Genomic DNA, 23,972 nt, shown 5'->3' with positions numbered 1-23,972 from the left:
CACGGTCGGACCGCTGCCCGGTCCCTGTGGACCGGACCGGGCCTCCCGGCCGTCGGGAGGGGGAGCGAGCCACCGGCAGGATCAGGAGGCGACCGGCTCGGGCGCCCGCGACCAGTCCGCCAGGGAGCCGTCGTAGACCTGCACGTGGTCGTGACCGAGGACCGTCAGGGCCAACGCGTCGACGCAGGCGGCGGTACCGACACCGCAGTAGGTCACGACCTCGGGGGCGTCGAGCACCGGGGCGAAGACCGTCGACAGGGTCCGCGGGCGGAGGAAGGCGTTCGTGTCCTCGTCGATGACCCGGTCGATGGGGATCGCGGTCGTCCCGGGGATGAGCTCGGGTACGGCGGGACCGAACGCGCGCTCGTCGGCGGCGCACACCAGGGCGGCTGGCTCCGACCCGTCCACCGCGCGCTCGACGCGGTCGCGGTCCGCCCACATCGGTCGCTCCTCGGTCGCGAGGAACGTCGACGACCGCGGAGCGAGCGCCCCGAGGCGGATCGGGCGCCCCTCGCGCGACCACTTGCCGAACCCGCCGTCGAGCACGGCCACGGTGTCGAAGCCGAACGAGCGGAACAGCCACCAGAGCCGCGAGGCCCACTCGCCCTGGGCGGCGTCGTAGACCACGACGGTCGACCCGTTCGAGACGCCGAGCGCCGAGACGGCGCGCTCGAACCGCGCCACGTCCGGACGGGTGAACGGGATGGCCGCTCCGGGAGCACTGAGGTCGTCGACGAGATCGGCGAACACCGCACCCGGCACGTGGCCGTCCTCGACGTACGCGTCGTGCGCGGACTCCCAGCGGGTGCCGCGGCCGATGCCCGACGTGCGCACGGTCGCGTCGATCACCACGAGGTCGTCCGACCCCAGGTGGTCGGCGAGCCACTGGGTCGACACCAGGGGCGACGTCAGGAGCGGGGACATGCCGACAACATAACCCGCACCCACTGACGCTCCACAAGCTCCGGCAACACGCCGAAACGCGGGGTCATCCGGCGTCGTGGACGCTCGGACGACCCCGCGTCGTCAGCGGCGACGAGCGCCGGGAGTGTGATCAGTGCGCGGCGGTCGGGATCGAACCCGTGATGTCCGACGACGCCGCCTGCAGCTTGGCCAGGCGCACCCGCTGCCGGTTGATGATCAGACCGCCCGCCAGTGCCACGAGGACGAGCACGCCCGACGAGATGAAGAACGCCGTGTGGTAGCCGTCGAGGGCCGCGCGGGCCTGGTCGAGCTGGCTGCCCTTCGTCCCGGTGAGCTGGTCGCGCACGACGTCGGCGAAGATCGTCGACAGCAGCGCGGTTCCGATCGACCCGCCGATCTGCTGCATCGTGTTCACCATCGCCGAGGCGACGCCGGCGTCCTGTCGGGCGACTCCCGAGGTGGCGGTGGAGAACGCCGACGAGAAGATCAGGCCCATGCCGAGACCGATGACGATGAGGCCCGGGAGCACGACGGGCGCGTACGCGCTGTCGAGCTGCGTGCGGGTGAGGAGCAGCAGACCGACCGCCGCGACCAGACCACCGATGAAGATGAGCACCTTCGGCCCGACGCGCGGGAGCAGGCGGGTCCCGAGGATCGTCGAGCTGAACATGATCGACAGCGGCATCGGCAGGAACGCCAGGCCGGTCTTGAGCGACGAGAACCCGAGCGTCTGCTCGAGGTAGTACGTCAGGAACAGGAAGATGCCGAACATGCCGATGGCGACGAGGCCCATGGCGAGCAGCGAACCGCCGCGATCACGGTCGAGCACGACGCGGAGCGGCATGAGCGGGTGTGCGACACGGGTCTCGATGAGGACGAAGAGCGCGATGAGGACCACGCCGGCGGCGAGGCAGACGTAGGTCAGGCCGTCGTTCCAGCCGTTGGTCTCGGCGTTCGAGAACCCGTAGACGATGCCGACCAGGCCGGCCGTGATCGTGACGACCCCGAGGTAGTCGATGCGGGGCCGCGGTGCGGCGACCGGACGCGGGATGAACAGCAACGCGCCGACGAACGCGAACGCCGCGATCACGAGGTTGACGTAGAGGCACCAGCGCCACGAGGCGTACTCGGTGAGGACGCCGCCCAGGAGCAGACCGATCGCGGCACCCGATCCGGCGATCGCGCCGAAGATGCCGAAGGCGCGCGCACGTTCCTTCATGTCGGTGAACGTCGTCGTGAGCAGCGACAGGGCCGCGGGTGCGAGCAGTGCGCCGAAGACGCCCTGGAGCGCGCGGGCGGCCACGAGCAGCCCGAACGTGCCCGCGAGGCCGCCGAGCATCGAGGCGAGGGCGAACCCGATGAGCCCGATGATGAACGTGTTCTTCCGGCCGAAGAGGTCCGCGAGTCGCCCGCCGAGCAGGAGCAGGGAGCCGAACGCGAGCGAGTAGGCCGTGACGACCCACTGGCGCTGGTCGGTGCCGAAGCCGAGGTCCTGCTGCGCGGACGGCAGGGCGATGTTCACGATGGTCGCGTCGAGCACGACCATGATCTGCGCGATGCCGATCACCGTCAGGACGATCCAGCGGTGGTCCTTCTTGTCGATGGGGGAGGGGTTGCGGACCCCGCCCTCGGTGCGGCGCGCCGCACCCGCGGTGCTCGTGGGCACCGCCCCGGTCGGCGTCGTCGCCGTCTGTTCTGACGTCATGATGGCGTCCTCCGTCACTCGGATGCAGTGGATGTGGAGGCGCGCACCGTCGGACGCCTCGCTCAGTGTAGAGCGAAACGGATGCGCCGCATCCGCTTATTCCCAGAATTCGGGATTAACGTTCCCGACATGCCCACCACGTCCCATGCGGACCGGGAGGCGCGACCACTCCGCGCGGATGCCCTGCGGAACCGAGAGCGCATCCTGGCCACCGCGCGACGGCTCTTCGCCGAACGAGGGATCAGCGTGACGCTCAACGACGTCGCGCACGAGGCGGGCGTGGGCGTCGGCACGGTCTACCGACGGTTCCCCGACAAGCACGCCCTCGTGGACGCCCTGCTGTCGGCGAAGTTCGAGACCCTGTCCGCGCTGGTGGAGCGCGCCGCCGCCTGCCCCACCGGACGCGAGGCGATGCGCGCGTACCTGCTCGGCGCGCTCGAGTTACGCGCGAGCGACCGGGCACTGGCCGATGTGATCGTCCGGGCCCACCCCGCGTCGCCCGCGCTGCGACGGGACCGGGACCGGATCGACGCGGAGATGACCGCGCTCGTGGATCGCGCCCACCGCGAGGGCGCGCTGCGAGAGGGCTTCCAGGCGCGTGACGTGCCGATGCTCGTCGTCATGGTGGGTGCCGTGGCCGACCGCACCCGCGCGTGCGACCCGGACCTCTGGCGCCGGTACGGGCAGATGCTCATCGACGGGGTCTGCCCGCCCGCCGTCGAGTCGCCGCTGCGCGGGCGCCCCCTCGAGCGTCAGGAGCTCGAGCTCGCGCTGAACGCGGCTCCGGCCTGACCGCTCAGTGCCACCTGACCGCTCAGTGCCACCGACCGCTCAGAGCCAGGACGAGAACCAGTAGTGCGACCGGACGAAGTCCCACGAGGTCTGCATCGCCGTCCACATCGGGTACCAGTACGCGGTGGCCGCGCTCGCCACGGCGAGGTACACGATCACCCAGACGATCGCCCGGGTCCGCCTCGGCCGGGGATCGTCCCGTGACCCGAGGAGCATCGCCAGCACGGCGGCCAGTCCGATGACGAGGTAGGGCTCGAAGGCGATCGTGTAGAACTGGAACACCGTGCGCCCGGCGTACAGGAGCCACGGCAGGTACCCGGCAGCCACCCCGAGCAGCACGTACCCGGCCCGCCAGTCCCGCCGACGCACGAACAGCACGAGCAGCACCACGGCCGCGATGACCGCCGCGTACCAGATGAACGGGTTCGCGATGTCGGTGATCGCCGCTCCGCACCGCTCGGACGCGCAGCCGTCCTGCCCGAGGTCCGTGCCCTGGTAGTACATGCTCGTCGGCCGCACCATGAGCAGCCACGTGAACGGGTTCGCCGCGTAGGCGTGCGGCGTGTGCAGGGTGATGTTGAAGCCGTAGATCTCGGTCTGGTAGTGCCACCAGTTCTGCACGCTGGTGGGGACCCACGCGAGCAGACCGGTCCAGCGGTGCCCGCCGTTCTGGATCCAGGTCCGGTCGTACCCGCTCCGCGTGAGGAACCAACCGCTCCACGACGCCAGGTAGACGACGGCCGCGACCGGGACGGTCAGCAGGAACGTGACCGGTCCCTGCCGGAGGACCGCGCTGCTGCTCCAGAACTCGATTCCCGCGCGACGCCGCATCATCATGTCGGTCAGCACGCTGTACACGGCGAAGAACGCCAGGAAGTACATGCCCGACCACTTCGTCGCGGTCGCCAGGCCACAGGCGAGTCCCATGGCGAACAACCAGGGCCGGAACCACAGTGACGGCCCCCAGAGGGTGCTCCGCCCCGCGTCCTCGCGGCACGTCAGCCATCGATCGAGCCGCTGTTCCGTCCACCGGCGGTCGAGCAGGAGCGCCCCGAACCCGAGCAGGGCGAAGAAGCCGACGATGCCGTCGAGCAGGGAGACGCGGGACATCACGATCGCCTGGCCGTCGATCGCCATGAGGAACCCGGCGAGGGTGCCGACGAGGGTCGACCGGAACAGGGACCGGGCGATGACGGCGACGAGGAACACCGTCGCGATCCCCACGGCCGCGACCGTGATGCGCCATCCGACCGCGTTCGCACCGCCGAACTGGAGCTCGCCGAGCCCGATGAGGTACTTGCCGAGCGGCGGGTGTGCGATGAACTCCGCGACGTCGGTGTAGATGCCGGTGGCGCCGCCCGCGAACCGCTGGTCCGTCGTGGGGCCGTCGTTGCCCACGTCCGCCGGCCACGAGCCCTCGTACCCGAGGTGGACGATGGACCAGGCGTCCTTGACGTAGTAGGTCTCGTCGAAGACCAGGCTGTCCGGTCGGCCGATGTCCCAGAGGCGCAGGACCGCGGCGAGCAGCGTCACAGCGAGCGGACCCGTCCATCGCCAGATCGCGACCCGCGTCGACGTGGTGAGCATGCGTGCCCACCAGTCGTCGAGTCGTGATCCGCGGGGACGGTCGAGGTCGCGCGGGGAGCCGCGTTCGGCCAGGTCCGTCGTCACCCCAGCATCCTAGGGAAGCGGCATCGGGCCTCCCGGGTCCGGATCCTGTGACGGTGGACAGGAGCGGCCTGTGGAGGACGAGGCGGGTGGCGAGCGGTCGCCCGCCCGCGCGGGATGATGGACCGGTGATCGTGCTCGCGGCGACTCCCATCGGCAACCTCGGCGACGCCTCCCGGCGCTTGATCGAGGCCCTCGCCAACGCCTCGGTCGTGGCTGCCGAGGACACGAGGACCGCCGTCCACCTGATGCGCGCCCTCGGTGTCGAGAACCGGCCGCGCCTCATCGCCCTGCACGAGCACAACGAGCGGGACCGTGCCGCGGAGGTCGTGGACCTCGCCCGCGACGACGACGTGGTCGTCCTGACCGACGCCGGCATGCCGGCGATCAGCGATCCCGGGTTCCCCCTCGTCGCCGCGGCGGCGGCCGCCGGCGTGACCGTCACCGCGATCCCCGGGCCGAGCGCCGTGCTCACCGCGCTCGCCGTGTCCGGGCTGCCCACCGACCGGTTCGCCTTCGAGGGCTTCCCGACCCGCAAGCAGGGTGAACGGCGTCGCGTGTTCGCCGCGCTCGCGGGGGAACCGCGCACGCTCGTCTTCTTCGAGTCACCCCACCGCGTCGCGGACACCCTCGCCGACATGGCCGACGCGTTCGGTGCCGACCGCCCCGCTGCCGTCTGCCGCGAACTCACCAAGCTGCACGAGGAGGTCCGGCGCGGGCCGCTCGGCGAGCTCGCCGCCTGGGCGGCGGACGGTGTCCGTGGCGAGATCTGCGTCGTCGTGGCCGGCGCTCCGTCCGCGGAGGGTCCGGTCGACCTGGAGGCGGGGGTGCGGTTGGTCCTCGAGCGCGTCGCCGCCGGCGTCCGCATGAAAGAGGCATCGGTGGCGGTCGCGCAGGCCACCGGACTGTCGCGCCGCGACCTCTACGAGGGCGCGCTCGCGGCCCGCTGACGGGAGGCCCGTCCTCCACGTCCGCGCCCGGTCACGCCGGTCTCCACAGGGGTCCCGGGCCACCGTCACCTGATGGGACGCGCCCGTAGGATGGTCCGCATGTCCGACGGCACCGCGTTCTCCATCACGACGCCCATCTTCTACGTCAACGACGTGCCGCACATCGGGCACGCGTACACCGAGGTCGCGGCGGACGTGCTGGCGCGGTGGCACCGGCAGCGTGGCGACGACACCTGGCTGCTGACCGGCACGGACGAGCACGGACAGAAGATCCTGCGGACGGCGTCCTCGCACGACGTCACCCCGCAGGCGTGGGCGGACCGTCTCGTGGCCGAGGCCTGGAAGCCCCTGCTCGACACCGTCGACATCCGGAACGACGACTTCATCCGCACCACGGACGACCGGCACGTGCGCGGGGTCACCACGTTCCTGCAGAAGTTGTACGACGACGGCTACATCTACGCCGGCGAGTTCGAGGGCTTCTACTGCGTGGGGTGCGAGGAGTACAAGCAGCCGAGCGACCTCGTCCCCGGCACCGGAGCCTACGAGGGCCAGCAGGTCTGCGCGATCCACTCGATCCCGGTCGAGGTGCTCGCTGAGCGGAACTACTTCTTCCGCATGTCGGACTTCGAGCAGCCGCTGCTCGACCTCTACGCGTCGAACCCCGAGTTCATCCAGCCCGAGAGCGTCCGCAACGAGATCGTGCAGTTCGTCAAGCAGGGCCTGCGCGACCTCTCGATCTCGCGATCGAGCTTCGACTGGGGCATCACGATCCCATGGGACTCGGACCACGTGCTCTACGTCTGGTTCGACGCCCTGCTCAACTACATCACCGCGCTCGGCTACGGCAGCGACGACGACGAGGCCTTCCGCCGCCTGTGGCCGAGCGTGCACCTGGTGGGCAAGGACATCGCCCGGTTCCACGCCGTGATCTGGCCCGCGATGCTCATGGCCGCCGGGCTCGAGGTCCCGAAGCGCGTGTTCGGCCACGGGTGGCTGCTCGTCGGCGGCGAGAAGATGTCGAAGAGCAAGTTGACCGGCATCGCCCCGTCCGAGATCACCGACACGTTCGGGTCGGACGCCTTCCGGTACTACTTCCTGCGCGCGATCACCTTCGGGCAGGACGGCAACTTCAGCTGGGAGGACATCGCGGCGCGCTACCAGGCCGAGCTCGCGAACGGCTTCGGGAACCTGGCGTCGCGCATCGTCGCGATGCTGGGCCGGTACCACGACGGCGTCGTGCCCGAGCGGGCAGCGCTCACGGACGCCGACCGTGCGATCGACGAGCTCGCGGTCTCGGTGACCGAGCGAGCCGACGCCGCGATCGCCGGGTTCGCCCCGCACGAGGCGATCGCCACCGTCTGGGAGCTCGTCGACGCGCTGAACGGCTACATCACCGAGCAGGAACCCTGGGCGTTGGCGAAGCAGCCCGACCAGCGTGAGCGTCTGGACACGGTCCTCACGACGGCGCTGCGCGGCCTCGGGACGGTCGGAGTCCTCCTCGCGCCCGTGGTTCCGAAGGCGGCCGATCGACTCTGGGCTGCGATCGGAGCGGGCGGTTCGATCAGCGATCAGCGCATCGACCGCGCGTGGGAGTGGGCGGGCGCCGAGCGCGTCGTCCCGCTCGAGGCCGGGCTGTTCCCGCGCATCGAGACCTCGGAGCAGGGCGCAGCGTGAGCTCGTCCGACGCCCACGTCCGCGCGCGGGGGAGCGACGGTGCCGGGCAGAAGCGTGACCTCAGTTATCCGCCGCTGCCCCCGGCGCTCGTCGTGCCCGTGTACGACAACCACACGCACATGGAGATCGCGGACGGGGTCGGCGACGGCGGGGACGGGCCGATGGAGTACCGCGAGCACCTCGACCGCGCCTCGAGCGTCGGGATCCGGGGGGTCGTGCAGGTCGGCACGGACCTCGAGACCTCCCGCTGGTCCGCCGAGATCGCCGCCCGAGAACCGCGCGTCCTCGCGGCGGTGGCGCTCCACCCGAACGAAGCGCCCGAACTCGAGCAGCGGGGCCTCCTCGACGAACACCTCGCGGGCATCGACGCGCTCGCTGCCCTGACCCGCGTCCGTGCCGTCGGCGAGACCGGGCTCGACTTCTTCCGCACGGGTCCCGAGGGGCGCGACGCCCAGGTGCGCTCGTTCGAGGAACACATCGCGATCGCCAAGCGGCACGGGCTGGCCCTCCAGATCCACGACCGTGACGCTCACGATGACGTCGTCGCGACGCTCGACCGCGTCGGTGCGCCCGAGCGCACCGTCTTCCACTGCTTCTCCGGTGGCCCGGACCTCGCGCGGCTCTGTGCCGAGCGGGGTTGGTACATGTCCTTCGCGGGCACCGTGACGTTCAAGAACGCCGAGGCCCTGCGCGAGGCGCTCCGCGTCGCCCCGCGCGACCGGATCCTGATCGAGACCGACGCGCCGTTCCTGACCCCGGTGCCCTACCGCGGTCGCCCGAACGCGCCGTACCTCGTGCCGCTGACGCTCCGCTCGATGGCCGAGACCATCGGGACCGACCCCTCGATGCTCGCGGCGCAGATCTCGTCCAACACCGAGATCGTGTACGGGCGGTGGGACCACGAGCCCGTCACGGTGAACGAGTGAGCGAGGCTCCCGGCCCGTCCCGTCCCGGTGCGTTGCTCGGCCCCGCCGAGATCCGCGACCTCGCGGGCCGCCTCGACGTCACACCGACCAAGAAGCTGGGCCAGAACTTCGTCCACGACGCCAACACCGTCCGCCGGATCGTGGCCGCCGGTGGTGTGCACGCCGACGCGATCGTCCTCGAGGTCGGTCCCGGGCTCGGGTCGTTGACGCTCGGCCTCACCGAGACCGGAGCCGACGTCCTCGCGGTCGAGATCGATCGGCGCCTGGCGACGCAGCTGCCCGACACGGTCCGGATGCTCCAACCCGAGGCCCGGCTCCGCGTGGTGCACCAGGACGCCCTGACGCTCCGGGCCGGGGACCTGCCGGCCGGCGCGCGGCCCACGCACCTCGTGGCGAACCTCCCGTACAACGTCTCCGTTCCCGTGCTCCTGCACCTGCTGCCGACGTTCCCGACCATCGGTCGGGCGCTCGTCATGGTGCAGGCCGAGGTCGGGTACCGGCTCGCCGCGGACCCGGGGTCGAAGGTCTACGGATCGCCGAGCGTCAAGGCGGCGTGGTACGGCTCGTGGCGCATCGCCGGGCAGGTCAGTCGGCAGGTGTTCTGGCCGGTACCGAACGTCGACAGTGTGCTCGTCGGCTTCGAGCGCCATGAGGAACCGGGCGACGAGACGCTCCGGGCCCAGGTCTTCGCCCTCGTCGACGCAGCGTTCCAGCAGCGGCGGAAGATGCTCCGACAGAGCTTGTCCGCACTCCTCGGTGGGAGTGCCGGAGCATCCGACGCCCTCACCGCTTCGGACATCGAGCCGACGCTGCGCGGCGAGCAGCTCACGGTCGACGACTTCACGCGCCTCGGTCGCACGGTGCTCGCCGCCGCGTAGGGCTCAGCCGATCCCTCCGTGGCACCACCCACGAACCGGGTCCGATCTCGACGGCGATGTGGTGCACCACCAGCCGCCGAGGAGTTCTCTGGAACCATGCCGAAGACGAAGCAGCAGGTGTCCGCCAAGCCCATCAGCCCTGAACTCCACGGCCGCATCGACTACGGGTTCACGGCCGCGAACCTGTTCCTGCCGGGCGCGCTGGGCCTCCGTCCGGGCGCTCGTCGCCTGTTCCGGTTGTTCGGGCTGGTGCAGGGCGGCCTCAACGCGGTGACCGATCAGCCGTCCGCCGCGATCCCCGCCGTCCCGTTCGCGGTGCACGGTGCGATCGAGAAGAACAGCGGGCTGCTCTACGTCCTGCTGCCGCTGATCACCGGCGTGCTCAAGGACCGTCGAGCGCGTCGCTTCTGGTTCCTCAGCGGCATCGCGCTGGTGGTCGTCTACAACCTCACCGACTGGAGCTCGTCGAGCGGTGCGGTGTACCCGCCGAACACCAAGGTCACGCCGGCCAAGAAGGCGAAGGCGGCGAAGAAGCGCCGCTGACCCGAGCGCTGTCGATGCGCGCATGTGACGACGGAGCGCGTGTCGAACGGCATCGGGATCGTCGCCGCACGCACCCGCATCTGATGTGCGTGCATGTGGCGGTGGACCCGTCGGGGAACGACAGCGGGATCGTCGAAACGAGGCGGTTCCGCTGGGCAGAGGCGCCGGCAGGGGTCAGTGGCCCGCGACCAGGGCCCGGATGAGGTCCGCCTGGTTCCCGTTCCGCTCCGCCCAGCGCAAGGGCAGGACGTTCTCGACCAGGACCTCCGCCCCGGCCCCGGCCGCGAGGAGGGCGACGACCTCGTCGAGGAACGCGTCGAGGGGCATGCCGCCGAAGTCGGCGCCGCCGAGCAGGTCCGTGGCGACGGCCGGCGGCACGAGCTCGAGCACCTCGACGCCGGAGTCGGCGAGCTGTGCCCGGAGCGACAGCGTGTACGAGTGCACGGCCGCCTTGGTCGCGCTGTAGGTCGGTGTCGCGGCGAGCGGGGTGAACGCGAGCCCGGACGACACGGTCATGAGCGTCGCGGCCGGCCGCGTGAGCAGGTGCGGCAGGACGGCGTCGACCAGGCGGATCGTGCCGAGCAGGTTGGTGGTGATCGTCGCCTCGGCAGCGGCGATGTGCGCAGGATCACGGAGGTCCTCGGGGCGCATGATCCCCGACATCGTGACGACGGCGTCGAGCGAGGGGTGCCGCTCGACGACGGTCCGCACGGCCGCGGTGATGGAGTCGGGGTCGTCGACGTCGAGCACGACGGTGTCCAGGCGCGGATCGTCCGCCGCGATCTCCTCGAGGAGGGCCCGGCGACGACCGCCGACGACCACGGTGCTGCCCGCGTCGGCGAGGCGTCGTGCGAGCCCGAGGCCGATGCCCGAGGTCGCGCCGGGGATGAAGACGGTGCTGGTGGTGATGTCCATGCCCCGACGATCGCGGAGTCCGGGCCGGCGGGGCAGAGCGCGTCGATCGGGGGATCGGCGATCCCTGGTCGCGGGCGCGCGCGGGTGCGAGGATCACGGGGTGGAACGGGACGGCGTGGACAGGGACGGGCTCGCGGACTTCCTCCGACGCCGGCGGGAGCGCATCCAGCCCGAGGACGTCGGCCTCGGTGCCGGTCCGCGCCGCCGGACGCCCGGCCTCCGGCGTGACGACGTGGCCGCGCTCGCGGGGATGTCGACGGACTACTACACCCGGCTCGAGCAGCAACGCGGTCCGCAGCCGTCCGAGCAGATGCTCCAGGCGCTCGCCCGGGCCTTGCGGCTGACGGTGGCGGAGCGGGACCACCTGTTCCACCTCGCCGGGCACAACGCCCCGGTGCGCGTGCGGCGTGCCGATCACGTGGCGCCGCCGTTACTCCGGGTGCTCGACCGCCTCGACGCGGATCCGGCGATCGTCGTGAGCGACCTCGGGGAGACACTCGCCGAGAACCGCCGGGCCGTCGCGCTGCTCGGGGCGACGGTGGGGCTGCCGGGGCCCGAGCGGTACCAGGTGTGGCGGTGGTTCCTCGGTCGGGAGCGCGAGCGCTACGCCCCGGAGGAGCACGAGCGGCAGGCGCGCATCCAGGTCGCCTCGCTCCGGGCCGCGGTGGGTGCGGCCGGCCCGGGTGACCGCCGTGCGCGGGAACTCGTCGCGGGGCTGACCGCCCGGAGCCCGGAGTTCGTGGCGGTGTGGGAGCGACACGAGGTCGCCGAGCGGTTCACGGACCACAAGACCTTCCTGCACCCGGAACTCGGGCGACTCGAGGTCGACTGTCAGGTGCTGCTCACCGAGAACCGGGCGCAGGCGCTCCTGGTGTTCACCGCGGAGCCCGGTACCGAGGCGGCAGACCGGCTGGCGCTGCTCGGCGTGCTCGGCGAGCAGCGGTTCGGCCCGACCCCGTCCGAGGGAACCGAGACCTCCGCCCGGACGGCAACGGGGCAGTCAGCCCCTCCGCGGTTGCCTTCTGTGACGACCGGCGTGGCGCGCGCAGGGGACCGTGCCTAGGCTGTTGCGGTGAGCACTCCCCGTGTGTACGTCATCCACGAGAACCCCGAGTGGTTCCCACCGCTCGCCGCCGCGTTCGAGGCCGAGGGTGTCCCGGTCGAGGAGCTCCTGCTGACGGACGGCTCCATCGACCTCGCCGCCGATCCTGCGTCGGGCGTCTACTGGTCGCGCATGTCCGCGTCGAGCCACACCCGCGGGCACGAGCACAGCAAGGAGTACACGCGCGCCGTCCTCGGCTGGCTCGAGCGTGCCGGCCGCTCGGTCGTCAACGGCAGCCACGTGCTCGAGCTCGAGGTCAGCAAGGTCGCGCAGCACGGCCTGCTCCGGAACGCCGGGTTCGACGTGCCGCGCACGACGGCGGTGTTCGGTCACCGCGACCTCGTCGCCGCCGCCGAGCGCTTCGTCGCCGAGGCGTCGACTCCCGGTGCGCCGTTCATCACGAAGCACAACCAGGGCGGCAAGGGCCTGGGCGTCCGGCGGTTCGACACGGTCGCGGAGTTCGCGGCGTACGTCGAGAGTCCGGAGTTCGAGGAGCCGGTCGACGGCATCACCCTCATCCAGGAGTACCTGGTCGCGCGCGCGCCGTTCATCACCCGCGTCGAGTTCGTCGGCGGTCGGTTCGTCTACGCCGTCCGCGTCGACACGAGCGCCGGGTCGTTCGAGCTCTGCCCGGCCGATGCGTGCGAGGTCCCGCTGCCCGGCCAAGCGGCGCAGCCGCAGACCGGCACCGAGCAGACCGGCACCGAGCAGACCGGCACCGAGCAGACCGGCACCGAGCAGACCGGCCCCGAACAGACCGGCACCGAGCAGACCGGCACCGAGCAGACGTTCGCGGGAGCGGCGTGCGACGTGCCGACGGCCGGCCAGCCGAGCGCCTTCTCGATCCGCTCCGAGATCACGGCCGGGTCCGAGATCGTCCAGCGGCTCGAGGCGTTCCTGGCCGACCAGCGCATCGGCGTCGCCGGCATCGAGTTCATGGAGACCGTCGACGGTCGGACCGTCGTCTACGACATCAACACGAACACGAACTACAACCCCGCGGTCGAGGAGACGAGCCCCGTGTCGGGGCCCCGCAGCATCGCGCGCTACCTCGGCGCGCTCCTCGCGAGCGAGCAGGCCCTGCTCGCCGTCTGAGCATCGCACCGGCTCCTTCCGTTCCCACCGCCGCATCCCGGTGTTCGAACGGAAGGCACCGGTTCGGCCGCTCCGACCCGCGACCACCGCGACCACCGCGACCCGCGACCACCGCGACCCGCGACCACCCCGGGAGGCGCGGCGCCGGCCCGACCGGCACCGCGCCTCCCGACCGTCCCACCCCAACGAACCGGAAGAACCACGTGCGATTCGGATACTGGACCCCGCTGTTCGGCGGCTGGCTCCGCAACGTCGAGGACGAGCAGATGCCCGTCACGTTCGACTACGTCAAGCGCCTCGCCCAGCGGGCCGAGCAGATCGGCTTCGACCTGACGCTCGTCCCCGAGCTCAACCTCAACGACATCAAGGGCACGGCCGCGCCGAGCCTCGAGGCATGGGCGCTCGCGGCGGCGATCGCGGCGACGACCGACCGCCTCGAGATCATGGCGGCCATGCGCCCGGGCTACCACCTGCCCGCCGTCACGGCGAAGCAGGCCGCGACGATCGACGACATCTCGAACGGTCGGTTCACGTTCAATGTCGTGAGCGCCTGGTGGGCCGAGGAGGCCAAGCAGTACGGCGGGATCTTCTCGGAGCACGACGACCGGTACCGCCGCACCGCGGAGTTCGTCGAGATCATGAAGGGCATGTGGACGGAGACGCCGTACTCGTTCCACGGGGAGTACTACGACATCGAGAACGCGCACCTCGAGCCGAAGCCCCGCGTGCAGCCGCGCATCTACGCCGGCGGTGAGTCCGAGGCCGGCAAGGCGAGCATCACGCGCTACGCCGACGCCTACGTCACGCACGGCGGCACGGTCGACGAGCTGCGCACGAAGATCGACGAGATGAAGCAGCGGCGGGTCGACGCCGGACTGCCGCCGTTCGAGGCGTTCGGCATGGCCGCCTACGCGATCGTCCGTGACACCGAGGCGGAGGCGCAGGCCGAGCTCGCCCGCATCACCGACGTGCAGCACGGGGCCGCGTACGAGTCGTACCAGGACTTCATCTCGAAGTCGCAGCTCGAGCGTGTGCCGAGCCTGGAGGACTACTCCGTGTCGAACCGTGGCCTGCGGCCGGGGTTCGTCGGGACGCCCGAGCAGGTCGCCGAGCGGATCCGGGCGTTCCAGGACGCCGGCGTCGACACGCTCCTGCTGCAGTTCTCGCCACAGCTCGAGGAGATGGAGCGGTTCGGCGAGCAGGTCATCCCGCTCGTGGCCGGCACCATCGCGGGCTGAGGGGCACGACCGCGCCGTGCCACCGCGGTGCCCCTCGGGGTCGCGCGGTGGCCATCGCGACCGATATAGGTTGGGTCCATGACGTCGCTCGCCGCACCGACCCGGGTGCGGACGCGCGCGCCGGGCAAGATCAACGTCTACCTGGCTGTCGGCACGCTGCTGCCGGACGGGTACCACGACGTCGCGACGGCGTACCAGGCCGTGTCGTTGTACGAGGACGTCGTCGCCGAGGCGGCCGACGACTTCACCGTGCGGTTCACCGGTCCCATCGACACGTCGGCGGTCCCGGTGGACGAGACGAACCTGGCACTGCGGGCCGCCCGGCTCGTGGCGGAGCGCGCGGGCTACCGCGGCGGGGTGCACCTGACGATCGAGAAGCAGGTGCCCGTCGCCGGGGGCATGGGCGGCGGTTCCGCGGACGCGGCGGCGACGCTCCTGGCGGTCGACACCCTGTGGGGCACGTCGCTCGGTCGCGACGAACTCCTGCGGCTCGCGGCCGGGCTCGGCGCGGACGTGCCGTTCGCGTTCTCCGGCGGCACCGCGATCGGCACCGGGCGGGGCGACGAGCTCAGCCCGGCCCTGGCGTCGGGGCAGTTCCACTGGGTGCTCGTGCTCTCGGACGAGGGACTCTCGACGCCCGCGGTGTACACCGCCCTCGACGAGCATCGCGACCGCTACCGCGCCGACATCACGCCCGTCCGGGACGCCCCCGTCGTCGAGGCGAACGTGCTGCAGGCGCTCCGGGCGGGCGACGCCGAGCTGCTGGCCGACTGCCTCCACAACGACCTGCAGGCTCCGGCGATGCGGCTGCAACCCACACTCGCGCGCACGCTCGAACTCGGTGAGCGCGCCGGCGCTCTCGCGGGCATCGTGTCCGGGAGCGGCCCGACCGTCGCGTTCCTGGCCGCGGACTCCGACGCCGCGCTCGACCTGCAAGTCGAGTTGAGTGCCGCCGGGCTGACCGTGGTGCGGGCCACGGGTCCGGTGCACGGCGCGCGCGTCGTACCGCGGTAGCCCGAGCCCGAGCCCGAGCCCGAGCCCGAGCCCGAGCCCGAGCCCGAGCCCGAGCCCGAGCCCGAGCCCGCGCACGAGCACGAGCGCGAGCCCGCCGCGCCTCAGTTCCCGGTCACCAACTTGCCCGCGGCGTAGTGGGTCGCGACCTGCTGCGCGGTGAGCACCGTGGTGTACACCGCCGCGTACCGCATGGCACCGTTCACGTACCAGGCGGAGCCGGAACCCACCCAGCTCCCGGACAGGCTGTCGTAGCCGATCCGCCAGTACCCGCCTCCGTCGTCCTCGGCTCCGGTGTACGCACTGTTGCTGGCGACGAGCGTCCCGTCGAGGTAGAGCGCCATGCCGGTGCTCGGACTCTGCGTCGCGACCACCTGGTGCCAGGCCCCGTCCGCGTAGTCGACCCCCGCTGCACTGGTCACGATCTGGTTCCTGCTGCTGTAGGTGGCGAAGGTGACCCCGCCGTCGGTGTTCACGTAGACGGCCCGGTCCTCCAGTCCGGACGTGCCGGTCCGGGCGGTGCCGAATCCGATCAACCGGCCGGCTGCCGTGGCCGTGCGGAACCAGACCTCCTCGCTGTAGGTGGCCGGTGGCGCCGTCTTCGTCGGCATCGACACGTAGCTCGTGGACCCGTCGAGCACGTACGCGCTGCCACCGTCCCTCGGGCAGGCGATGGGCGTCTCGGTGCTCGTGGTCATGCTGCCCTGGTACGTGCCGTCGTTCCCGTGTCCGGACACGTCCCGGGCGGTGGTCGAGCCGGCGTCCTCGGTCAGCGGGTACTGGAACAGCGCCGAGCCGGCGTCGAGGGTGAGCGCGTCCGGACAGTGGAAGTACGGCGCCGTCCTCGCGGTGTCCGCGGGGTCCGTGATCGCCGCGGTCCACCCCGAGGTCGTCCCGGGCGCCGCGACACCGACGGCGGCCGCGGCGGCGAGCGCCGCCGCGACGAGGGGCCACCGCCGTCGGGGTCGCTCGCGGTGCCGGGGGGTCATGCGTGGAGCCCTCGGGTCCGGCGGTGGCGGCGCGGGCCCGCTTCGTCGCCCGGGAGGCCCACCACGAGTGTCCAGAGCAGCGGTACCGCACACAGGCCCACCGCGACCACCCATCCCCAGGGCGGCAGGTGCAGCGCGGTCGTCAGGTGGTGGACCGCGTGCGGTGTCGCGATGCCGTGCGCCGGCACGGTGAGGCGCCCGACCTCGCCGGCGACGAGGTCGACGTGCGCGCCGGTCGGGGCGGCGACCCGGACGGGCAGCATCCCGGTGGACACGACGGTCGCCTCCGTGCCGCCCGACACGGTCGCGGTCTGGAGCACGGTGGTCCCGACGAAGGGACGGAGGACGATCGCGACGCCGGAGAGCAGGACGGACACGCCGAGGACGCGGGCAGCCGATCGGTGCGTCGGCCGACGGACGCGGCTCGTCACGAGCCAGAGCGCCACGAGACCGACGATCAGCAGGGGCAGTGCACGGACGAGCCATCCGACCCCGGGCAGGATCGTCCGGACCACCCCGACCACGTCGGCGGCGCGGAGACGCCAGGGGTCGACGGCGCCGTTCGCGTCACCACGCGTCGTGATCCGTCCGTGGTCGATCGCGACGATGCCGTGCGTGTAGGTCTCGCCCGCGGCGGTCGGCGGGTGGAACGTGACGACGTCGCCGACGCGCAGCTCGGTCGCGGCGGCGGGGACGGTGAGGACGAGCGTGCCGACGGGCGCGGCCGTGCCCATGGACGGCGTCTCGACGACGAACCACCGACCGCCGGTGGCGTGGAACGCCGTCGCGGCGACGACCACGACAGCGATGATCGCGAGCAGGACGCCGGTGAGCGCTCGCCGTCCGGTCCGACGACGACGGCGAGTGACGGCCCGGAGGCCGTGGACGGCCCTGCTGCCGCGCACCGCCCGGACGCCGTCGGCCGGCCGGACGGCGCGGACGTGCGTCGCGGTCATGGCGGTCGCCTCCACGGATCGGGAGGGGCGGGTCCGGCAGCGGGACCCGCCGCGTCGGACGGGGTGGGGGCTAGCTGGCGTACGACCAGGTCAGCGGGACCGTGGCCTGGAGGCCCTGGTAGCTGTTCCCGAGGGTGCTCGGCAGCGAGACGGCGAAGCTGAAGGCCGTGGACGAACCGCCCGGGACGGCGGGGAGCGAGAACGGCGTGGTCGTGCTGCCGAGGGCGGCGAGGGTGCCCGAGAACACCGTGGTGTTCGCGGTCGTGTTCTTGACGACCACCGTCATCTGCGAGCACAGGTCGTTCGCCGTGCCGTTGACGGAGCCGTTCGCGAGCTGCCCGCAGGAGCCCGGGGTGAGGGTGAACGTCCGGGCGGCGGCCGATCCGGTGTTCTTGATCGTCATCGCCGTGGTGACGGTGTCGCCGGGCACCATGGCGGCCCCGCCGAACTGGTCGATCGACGTGCAGGTCGCGGTGTTCGTCGAGACGGAGCCGCCGTCGGTCGAGGTGCACGTCGCCGCGTTCGCGCCGGTCGTGGACTCCTGCATCACGAGGGTGCCGGTGACGGCCGTGTCACCGCTGTTCGTGATCGACGCGACGAACCCCGACAGGGTCCCGGACATCGAGAACGAGAGCAGCACGGCGGCGAGCACCCCGGTGCCGATCGCGAACCACGTGAACCGGATGCGTTTCGGGCTGGTGGGCAGGACGTGGGACAACGGCGGGCTCCTCGGGTCGGATCGGGTCGCTCGCGGTGTACCCCGTCGGAGTGGATCGTCGGACGCAGGATCGGGCTGCGGAACGACGCCCGGACGACGACACCGTGCGGCCCCATCAGTCTGAGCGGTTCTCGAGAACTCTGAGGCCCCCAATGCGGGGGACGCGGTTGTACCCCGAACGATACCGACCAGGCGGTTTGCCGCCGGATCAGTGCCCGGTGCGCTTGTACTCGGACACGATGACGGTGCCGGTGCGCCACGTGCCGGCGACGTGGAACCCACGACGTTCGAGTGTCGCGGTGAGCGCCGGGCGGACGTCGCGGGACGGCGCCCCGAGGAACCACACCGTGTCGATGTCGCCGAGACGGCGGGGCACCGTCGTGGCGACGTCCCCGTTCGTGTCCCAGAGCCGACCGGTGGCGGGGCCGCTCGTGACCGCGGCCAGGTCGGTCATCCCGGCGAAGGCCCGCGGGTAGGCGTCGCGGATGATCTGCGTCGTCGTCGTCGGGTGGTGCCACACGCTGCCGTAGACGACACCCTCGTCCGCGTCGGGAGCGAACGAGCGCTGCCGGCTCACGATCGCGGCGGCCTGCGCCCAGTGCGAGTCCTGCTTGGCGTACGGGGTCTTCACGGCCACCGCGGCGGGCACGGCCAGCGCGACGAGCAGACCGACCGCGACGAGGGCGGGGACCCGCGGGCGGATCGACGTCAGGCCGAGGGCGATGAGCACCGCGACGAACGGCAGGCTCAGCGTGGCGTACTTCGGCGAGTACAGGTGCTCCCCGAGGGCCGTCGCGCCGACGAGGAGTGCCGTCGGGACGACGACGACGGGCAGGGTGACCCGGACCGCCTGGGCGCGCAGGGCCTCCCCGGCGGTCCGGGCGGTGGCGCGACGTCGCGCGCCACGCAGACCGAGGACGACGCCGGCCGCCATCGCGACCCAGGCGGCCGTCGCGAACGGGACCGACCCGGGGAACCACGCCGTCGTCGACACCTGGCGCACGGTGCCCGGCCCGACCCCGGCGATCCAGCTCACCTGCTCCGACTGGCCCGTGGCGACGGCCACGAACGGCACGACGGTGACGGCTGCGCAGCCCGCGGCGATCGCCCACGCGCCGAGGACGTGCCGCGGCACGATCGGCACGGGGGCGGGACCGCGATGCGTCATGGGGGCGGCGCGGGCGGCTCGGAGGTCGGCGAGCCGCGTCCACGCGAGCGCCACGGCGTGGGCGACGACGACGAGCGACAGGTAGACGTTGAACACCACCGCGACCGCGGCGAGGACCCCGTACGCGACCCACCACCGCCGTCCGGTGCCGTGCCGCGTGCGTCGCACCGCGGTGAGGCCGACGAGTGTCAGGCCCACCGACAGCGCGGTGATGGTCGCGTAGGGGCGGCCCTCGACGCCGGCCCAGGCGACGCGGGGGAGGAGCAGGAACACGACGCCCGCGACGACGCCGACCCGGCGACCGGCGATCCGACGGCCGAGCGCGACGACGAGCCCGGCGGCGAGCCCGACGGCGAGCGCGCTCGGGAACCGCAGCGTGAACGGGGTGGAGCCGACGAGGCGGAACCAGACGTGCATGCAGGCGTAGTAGAGCCCGTGCACGGCGTCGACGTGGTGCAGTTCGCTCCAGAGCTGCCCCCAGGTCCGGGTCGCGCTCGTGACGGTGGCGCCCTCGTCGTACCAGAGGGACGGCACCCAGGCGAAGGCCGCGGCGAGCAGCACGCCGAGCGCCGCGATCGTGAGCTCCGGCGAGCGGGCCGAGGCGATCGACAGCGTGCCGGACAGCCCCCGGACGGACCGCCGGAGGGACGGGACCCGGGTCGGCCGCTGGATGCTGATGGCACCGGTCTGCGGAGAACGCACCGCCCGGACGCTACCCAGCCCCACTGGCAGCGCGCCCGGGTGTTCGCGCGGTCGCCGCTGAGAGTTCACACTCGTGTCTTCGGTGCGACACACATAATGACGGGATGCGTCCGATCGTCGAACCGGCTCCGACCGCCTCCGCCGCCCGTCGGCGTCTCGGCTCGCGGACCTCGCCGCTGCCCGGGGTCGGGGACGAGGGCATCCGTCGCCTCGCCGCCGCACGCGTGCTCGTCATCGGTGCCGGAGGCCTGGGGTCGCCCGTCGTCGCCCTGCTCGCGGGGGCCGGCCTCGCGCGCCTGACGATCGTGGACCCGGACGTCGTCGACCCGTCGAACCTCGCCCGCCAGACGCTGTTCACGGCCGCCGACGTCGGCCGACCGAAGGCACGTGTCGCGGCGGAGCGGGCGAGCGCCGTCGACCCCGAGGCCGAGGCGGTCGCCGTCGTCGCCGGGTTCGCCCCCGAGATCGTCCCGGGACACGACGTCGTGGTGGACGCCGCCGACAGCGTCCTCGTGACACGGGCGGCGTCCGACGCCTGTGCCGCGGCCGGCGTCCCGCTCGTGTGGGGCAGTGCCCTCGGCTCGGACGGCCAGGTGTCCGTGTTCTGGGACGCCGCTCCGGACGGTGCCGCAGTCGACTTCCACGACCTGCACCCCGACCCGTTCGACGACGACGGTTCCTGTGCGCTCGACGGGGTCGTCCCCGCGCTCTGCGGCGTGGTCGGGTCGGTCATGGCGGGCCAGGTGTTCACGCTCGTCACCGGCGTCGGCGACCCCCTGCTCGGCCGCGTCGTGACGGTCGACGCGCGCACGTGGCGCACCGTGGAGAGTCCGCTGCGTCGTGGGCCGGCGTCGCGACGTCCGCCGGCCCTCCCGACCCTGCCGTCGGAGCCGGTCCGTCGGATCGCGCCCGCCGCTCTGGAGGCCCGGCTCGCCCTGCGGACGCAGGGTCGCGACGCCTTCGTGCTCGTGGACGTCCGCACGGACGCCGAGCTCGAGGCCACGGGCGTCGTCCCCGGCGCGGTGCGGCCGGACGCCGTGCCCGCCGGCGCCGAGGTCGTCGTGTACTGCGCCCGTGGCCCACGCGCGGACGCGTGGGCCACGGCGAACGGCGACGGTCGGACCGTGACCGTGCTCGACGGCGGCATGACCGCATGGCTCGCCGAGGCGCGGCCGACCGCCGAGCGTCCCGGTCGGGGGTAGTGGCGGGCGTGCTGCTCACGGGTAGGGGATGACCGCCTCGACGATGGTCTGCCTGAGCTCGCCTGCCGAGCACGCCGTGCCGTCGCCGGCGCCACTGCCGCCGCGGATGAAGAGCGCCGTCCTGCTGCCCGGCGGGTAGACGCGGATACCGTCGATGTGCACGGGCTTGCACGTCGCCGGATCGAAGGCGGCAGCGACCTCGATGATGATGTAGGCCTGAGCGGCGCGGCCGTGTTGGAGCGTGACCGTGGGGTGTTGCACGTCCCGGTCCAGGGTCGCGGCGGGACCGATCTGCGTGCCGTTGCCGTCACCCACGTAGGACACGCCGGGCCAGCCCTGCAGCGTGCAGGTCGTGGGGCTCGTGTTCGTCAGGATGATGGCGAGCTGCTCCTTGGACATCCCGCCGCCGCTCCCCGGGGGGTTCCCGCCCTGTTCGCCGAGTCGTGCGGACAACTGTGCGGTCGTGCACATCCCGGAGCGCGTTCCCGGTCCCGCGGCGGCCCCCGCGCCCGGTGCGGGGGTCGATGCCGCGTTCGCGGCGGGTGCGGACGGGGCGCCCGCGGCGGACGGCGCAGCGCTCGGGGTGGCCGGCGGACGGCTCGGCGTCCGTGTCGCCGTCGACTGCGTCGCCGGGGCGGTGCGGGTGACGGCGGGGCGCGGGGCGGCGTCGGAGCGCGGGGCGGCGCAGCCCGTCAGGGTGAGCCCGACGAGCGCGGCCGTCGTCGAGACGACCAGGAGGCGGTGCCGTGGATCGGAGCGGTTCATGCCTCCACTGTGCCGCGCCGACCGTGAGGCCGAGATGAGACCGTCCCCGGCCGGTCTCACGACTTCCTCATCTCGGTCCTGCGAAGGTGTCGCTCGGAGTCGGAGGGACGTGGACGTGCGGTTGCTGCTGCTGGAGGACGATCTCGACCTGGCCGCCCGGATCCTCGACGGACTCCGGCGGGCCGGGTTCGCGACCGACCACGTGACCGACCTCGCCGCGGCCGACGAAGCCGTCGCGGTGACGGCGTACGACGGCCTCGTGCTCGACCGCACGGTCCCCGACGGTGACTCGCTCACGTTCCTCCGCGCGTTGCGGCGCGCGGGCGACACGGTCCCCGTGCTCGTGCTGACGGCCCGCGACACCGTGGAGGACCGCGTCGACGGGTTCCACGAGGGCGCGGACGACTACCTCGTCAAGCCCTTCGCCTTCGCCGAGCTCGAGGTCCGTCTGCGGGCCCTGACCCGGCGCGGGGCGGCGCTCCGCGTCCCCGTCCTCCGTGCCGGTCCGGTCGTCATGGACGTGCCCCGGCACGAGGTCACGCACGACGGCGTCCTCCTGAGTCTGACGCCCAAGGAGTTCGGGGTCCTCGAGATGCTCCTCACCGCCGACGGCGCCGTGCTGTCCCGGAGCGCGCTGTTCGAGGGGTGCTGGGACGAGCGCAGCGATCCGCTGTCGAACGTCGTGGACGTCGTGATCGCGCAACTCCGGCGGCGGCTCGGCGAGCCGGACCTGATCGAGACCGTCCGCGGCGTCGGCTACCGGATCCGATCATGAGGACGCGCGAGGTCGCGATCGGGTCCCGACCGAGCCCGGCGGCCCGGCGGCGGCTCGAGCGGATCCGCTGGAGCATGACCCTGTTCTTCGCGCTGACGACCGCGGCCTGCATGGTGGCCCTCGCGGTGTTCTTCGCCGCGACGGACGCCGCCGCGCGCCATCGGGTCGACGACGGCCTCCGCACCCAGGCCCGCCTGGTCTCCGAGGGTGTCACGCACGACGGCCGGTACTTCAGCTTCGCGACGGGGACGACGCCCGCGTCGGGCGCCGGCTTCGCCGCGATCGGGACGATGCCGGCGGGGTTCGTGGACGCGCGGGGCATCGAGTACGCCTCGCCGCGGCAGTCGTCCCTGCCGTCCTCGGCGGTGATCAGCGCGATGTACGCCGGCATGCGGCGCGCACACGCGTCGGTCTTCCAGACGGTGTCCGGGCGGAACGGGGTCGCGATGCGGTGGGTGGCGCGGCCACTCGACCCATCGGACGTCGCGATGACGATGGTGGGTGCGCCGGCCGCGGCGCCGTTCAGCCGTCGGACACTCGTGCTGGGGCTCGTCCTCGCGGTCGCCGTGCTGGTGCTCCTGGGGACCGTCACCGGGCACGTGCTCTCCGGTCGCGCGATGCGTCCCGCCGTGCGGCAGGTGGAACGGCAGGAGCAGTTCCTCCGCGAGGCCGCGCACGAACTGCGCACGCCGCTCGCGACGCTCGGCCTCATCGCGGAGTCGGGCATCCGGCATCCGGACACCGCCGACCAGGCGCTCCGGGACCTCCAGGGTCGGCTGGAGCGGATGACCGGCGTGGTGACCAGCCTGCTCGCGCGAGCGCGGTCCGAGTCCGGTGGCGAGATCGACCAGCGGCTGCTCCGACTCGACCAGCTCGTCGAGGTCACGGTCGACGAACTCGACCGTGGTGCCCTCGTGTCCGTGGATGCCGTGCCGACCGTGGTCCGGGGCAACGCGGACCTCGTCGAACACGCCGTCCGGAACCTCGTCGAGAACGCGATCCGGCACACGGACGGCCCGGTGCGCATCACCGTGCGGGACCGGTGCTTCGCGGTCGCCGACTCGGGCAGCGGCGTGCCGGAACGCCTCGCCGGGCGGGCCGACGGCATCGACCCCGGTGTCGTCGGCGGAACCGGGGTCGGCACCGGCACCGGGCTGTCCATCGTCCGGTGGGTCGCCGACCTGCACCACGCGGCACTCCGGTTCGAGGAGCGGCCGGGCGGCGGTCTCGTGGTCCGCCTCGAGTTCCCGACCGCTGACACCCGCTGACCATC

Annotated in this window: 22 protein-coding genes; 13 read left to right on the top strand and 9 right to left on the bottom strand. The window is 72.5% G+C overall.

Annotated elements, in window-relative coordinates; all coding sequences use genetic code 11:
• Window positions 1–81 precede the first annotated feature (81 nt).
• Window positions 82–924, bottom strand: a complete 843-nt coding sequence (locus tag DEI93_RS13240) for a sulfurtransferase (RefSeq protein ID WP_111011171.1) — start codon at window positions 922–924, stop codon at window positions 82–84.
• A 130-nt stretch (window positions 925–1,054) separates the two neighbouring features.
• Window positions 1,055–2,629 carry an MFS transporter gene (locus DEI93_RS13235; protein WP_111011172.1) on the bottom strand — a complete coding sequence of 525 codons (1,575 nt, stop codon included), beginning with the start codon at window positions 2,627–2,629 and terminating at the stop codon, window positions 1,055–1,057.
• A 129-nt stretch (window positions 2,630–2,758) separates the two neighbouring features.
• Between DEI93_RS13235 and DEI93_RS13230 the strand changes: the two genes are divergently transcribed.
• Entirely contained in the window at window positions 2,759–3,421 is a 663-nt protein-coding gene (locus DEI93_RS13230; protein ID WP_181436103.1) for a TetR/AcrR family transcriptional regulator, read from the top strand.
• A 39-nt stretch (window positions 3,422–3,460) separates the two neighbouring features.
• On the opposite strand, the gene DEI93_RS13225 is transcribed toward DEI93_RS13230, so the two are convergent.
• Window positions 3,461–5,092, bottom strand: a complete 1,632-nt coding sequence (locus DEI93_RS13225; protein WP_258372312.1) for a dolichyl-phosphate-mannose--protein mannosyltransferase — start codon at window positions 5,090–5,092, stop codon at window positions 3,461–3,463.
• A 125-nt stretch (window positions 5,093–5,217) separates the two neighbouring features.
• Here DEI93_RS13225 and rsmI point away from each other — a divergent pair, with 125 nt between their 5' ends.
• From rsmI to DEI93_RS13200, 5 genes are all read left to right on the top strand, one after another.
• A complete protein-coding gene (gene rsmI, locus DEI93_RS13220) occupies window positions 5,218–6,039 on the top strand; it encodes a 16S rRNA (cytidine(1402)-2'-O)-methyltransferase (protein WP_111026338.1) in 822 nt (273 codons plus the stop codon).
• Window positions 6,040–6,138: 99 nt separating this feature from the next.
• Window positions 6,139–7,716 carry a methionine--tRNA ligase gene (metG, locus tag DEI93_RS13215; RefSeq protein ID WP_111120338.1) on the top strand — a complete coding sequence of 526 codons (1,578 nt, stop codon included), beginning with the start codon at window positions 6,139–6,141 and terminating at the stop codon, window positions 7,714–7,716.
• Entirely contained in the window at window positions 7,713–8,642 is a 930-nt protein-coding gene (locus DEI93_RS13210) for a TatD family hydrolase (protein WP_111120337.1), read from the top strand. Before metG ends, DEI93_RS13210 begins: the two co-directional genes overlap by 4 nt.
• Window positions 8,639–9,520, top strand: coding sequence for a 16S rRNA (adenine(1518)-N(6)/adenine(1519)-N(6))-dimethyltransferase RsmA (gene rsmA / locus DEI93_RS13205; protein ID WP_181436102.1), 882 nt, complete (start codon window positions 8,639–8,641; stop codon window positions 9,518–9,520). Before DEI93_RS13210 ends, rsmA begins: the two co-directional genes overlap by 4 nt.
• A 96-nt stretch (window positions 9,521–9,616) precedes the next feature.
• A complete protein-coding gene (locus DEI93_RS13200) occupies window positions 9,617–10,063 on the top strand; it encodes a hypothetical protein (RefSeq protein ID WP_111011177.1) in 447 nt (148 codons plus the stop codon).
• A gap of 174 nt (window positions 10,064–10,237) precedes the next feature.
• On the opposite strand, the gene DEI93_RS13195 is transcribed toward DEI93_RS13200, so the two are convergent.
• Window positions 10,238–10,978 carry an SDR family oxidoreductase gene (locus DEI93_RS13195; protein ID WP_111026341.1) on the bottom strand — a complete coding sequence of 247 codons (741 nt, stop codon included), beginning with the start codon at window positions 10,976–10,978 and terminating at the stop codon, window positions 10,238–10,240.
• Window positions 10,979–11,093: 115 nt separating this feature from the next.
• Here DEI93_RS13195 and DEI93_RS13190 point away from each other — a divergent pair, with 115 nt between their 5' ends.
• From DEI93_RS13190 to DEI93_RS13175, 4 genes are all read left to right on the top strand, one after another.
• Window positions 11,094–12,041, top strand: a complete 948-nt coding sequence (locus DEI93_RS13190; protein WP_111011204.1) for a helix-turn-helix transcriptional regulator — start codon at window positions 11,094–11,096, stop codon at window positions 12,039–12,041.
• 9 nt (window positions 12,042–12,050) lie between these two features.
• A complete protein-coding gene (locus DEI93_RS13185) occupies window positions 12,051–13,175 on the top strand; it encodes an ATP-grasp domain-containing protein (RefSeq protein ID WP_111120336.1) in 1,125 nt (374 codons plus the stop codon).
• A 203-nt stretch (window positions 13,176–13,378) separates the two neighbouring features.
• Window positions 13,379–14,413 (top strand): LLM class flavin-dependent oxidoreductase, encoded by a 1,035-nt coding sequence (locus tag DEI93_RS13180; RefSeq protein WP_111120335.1) that lies wholly within the window; start codon window positions 13,379–13,381, stop codon window positions 14,411–14,413.
• Window positions 14,414–14,491: 78 nt separating this feature from the next.
• Window positions 14,492–15,427 carry a 4-(cytidine 5'-diphospho)-2-C-methyl-D-erythritol kinase gene (locus tag DEI93_RS13175; protein WP_111011181.1) on the top strand — a complete coding sequence of 312 codons (936 nt, stop codon included), beginning with the start codon at window positions 14,492–14,494 and terminating at the stop codon, window positions 15,425–15,427.
• 101 nt (window positions 15,428–15,528) lie between these two features.
• Here the strand turns inward: DEI93_RS13175 and DEI93_RS13170 are convergent, their stop codons facing one another.
• The 4 genes from DEI93_RS13170 to DEI93_RS13155 form a co-directional block, all read right to left on the bottom strand.
• The gene (locus tag DEI93_RS13170; RefSeq protein WP_111120334.1) at window positions 15,529–16,413 is read right to left on the bottom strand and encodes a LamG domain-containing protein; all 885 of its coding nucleotides are present in this window, start codon (window positions 16,411–16,413) and stop codon (window positions 15,529–15,531) included.
• Window positions 16,410–17,369: a S26 family signal peptidase gene (locus tag DEI93_RS13165; protein ID WP_111120333.1), complete on the bottom strand. Its 960-nt coding sequence runs from the start codon at window positions 17,367–17,369 to the stop codon at window positions 16,410–16,412. Before DEI93_RS13165 ends, DEI93_RS13170 begins: the two co-directional genes overlap by 4 nt.
• 70 nt (window positions 17,370–17,439) lie before the next feature.
• Window positions 17,440–18,087 (bottom strand): COG1361 family protein, encoded by a 648-nt coding sequence (locus tag DEI93_RS13160; protein WP_111120332.1) that lies wholly within the window; start codon window positions 18,085–18,087, stop codon window positions 17,440–17,442.
• A gap of 208 nt (window positions 18,088–18,295) precedes the next feature.
• A complete protein-coding gene (locus tag DEI93_RS13155) occupies window positions 18,296–19,957 on the bottom strand; it encodes a glycosyltransferase family 39 protein (protein WP_111120331.1) in 1,662 nt (553 codons plus the stop codon).
• A gap of 104 nt (window positions 19,958–20,061) precedes the next feature.
• Between DEI93_RS13155 and DEI93_RS13150 the strand changes: the two genes are divergently transcribed.
• Entirely contained in the window at window positions 20,062–21,159 is a 1,098-nt protein-coding gene (locus tag DEI93_RS13150) for a HesA/MoeB/ThiF family protein (RefSeq protein ID WP_111120330.1), read from the top strand.
• Between the two features lie 15 nt (window positions 21,160–21,174).
• Here the strand turns inward: DEI93_RS13150 and DEI93_RS13145 are convergent, their stop codons facing one another.
• Window positions 21,175–21,924, bottom strand: coding sequence for a DUF4232 domain-containing protein (locus DEI93_RS13145; RefSeq protein ID WP_111120329.1), 750 nt, complete (start codon window positions 21,922–21,924; stop codon window positions 21,175–21,177).
• Between the two features lie 115 nt (window positions 21,925–22,039).
• Between DEI93_RS13145 and DEI93_RS13140 the strand changes: the two genes are divergently transcribed.
• Both DEI93_RS13140 and DEI93_RS13135 read left to right on the top strand, forming a co-directional pair.
• On the top strand, window positions 22,040–22,699 hold the full coding sequence (locus tag DEI93_RS13140) for a winged helix-turn-helix domain-containing protein (protein ID WP_111011205.1): 660 nt from the start codon (window positions 22,040–22,042) through the stop codon (window positions 22,697–22,699).
• Window positions 22,696–23,967 (top strand): sensor histidine kinase, encoded by a 1,272-nt coding sequence (locus tag DEI93_RS13135; protein ID WP_111120328.1) that lies wholly within the window; start codon window positions 22,696–22,698, stop codon window positions 23,965–23,967. The genes DEI93_RS13140 and DEI93_RS13135 overlap by 4 nt, the downstream gene beginning before the upstream one ends.
• The last annotated feature ends 5 nt before the right edge of the window (window positions 23,968–23,972 follow it).

Source organism: Curtobacterium sp. MCBD17_035, from assembly GCF_003234815.2.
GTDB lineage: Bacteria > Actinomycetota > Actinomycetes > Actinomycetales > Microbacteriaceae > Curtobacterium.
The sequence above is the reverse complement of the archived record's forward strand: the minus strand, read 5'-3'. Positions and strand labels throughout refer to the sequence as shown.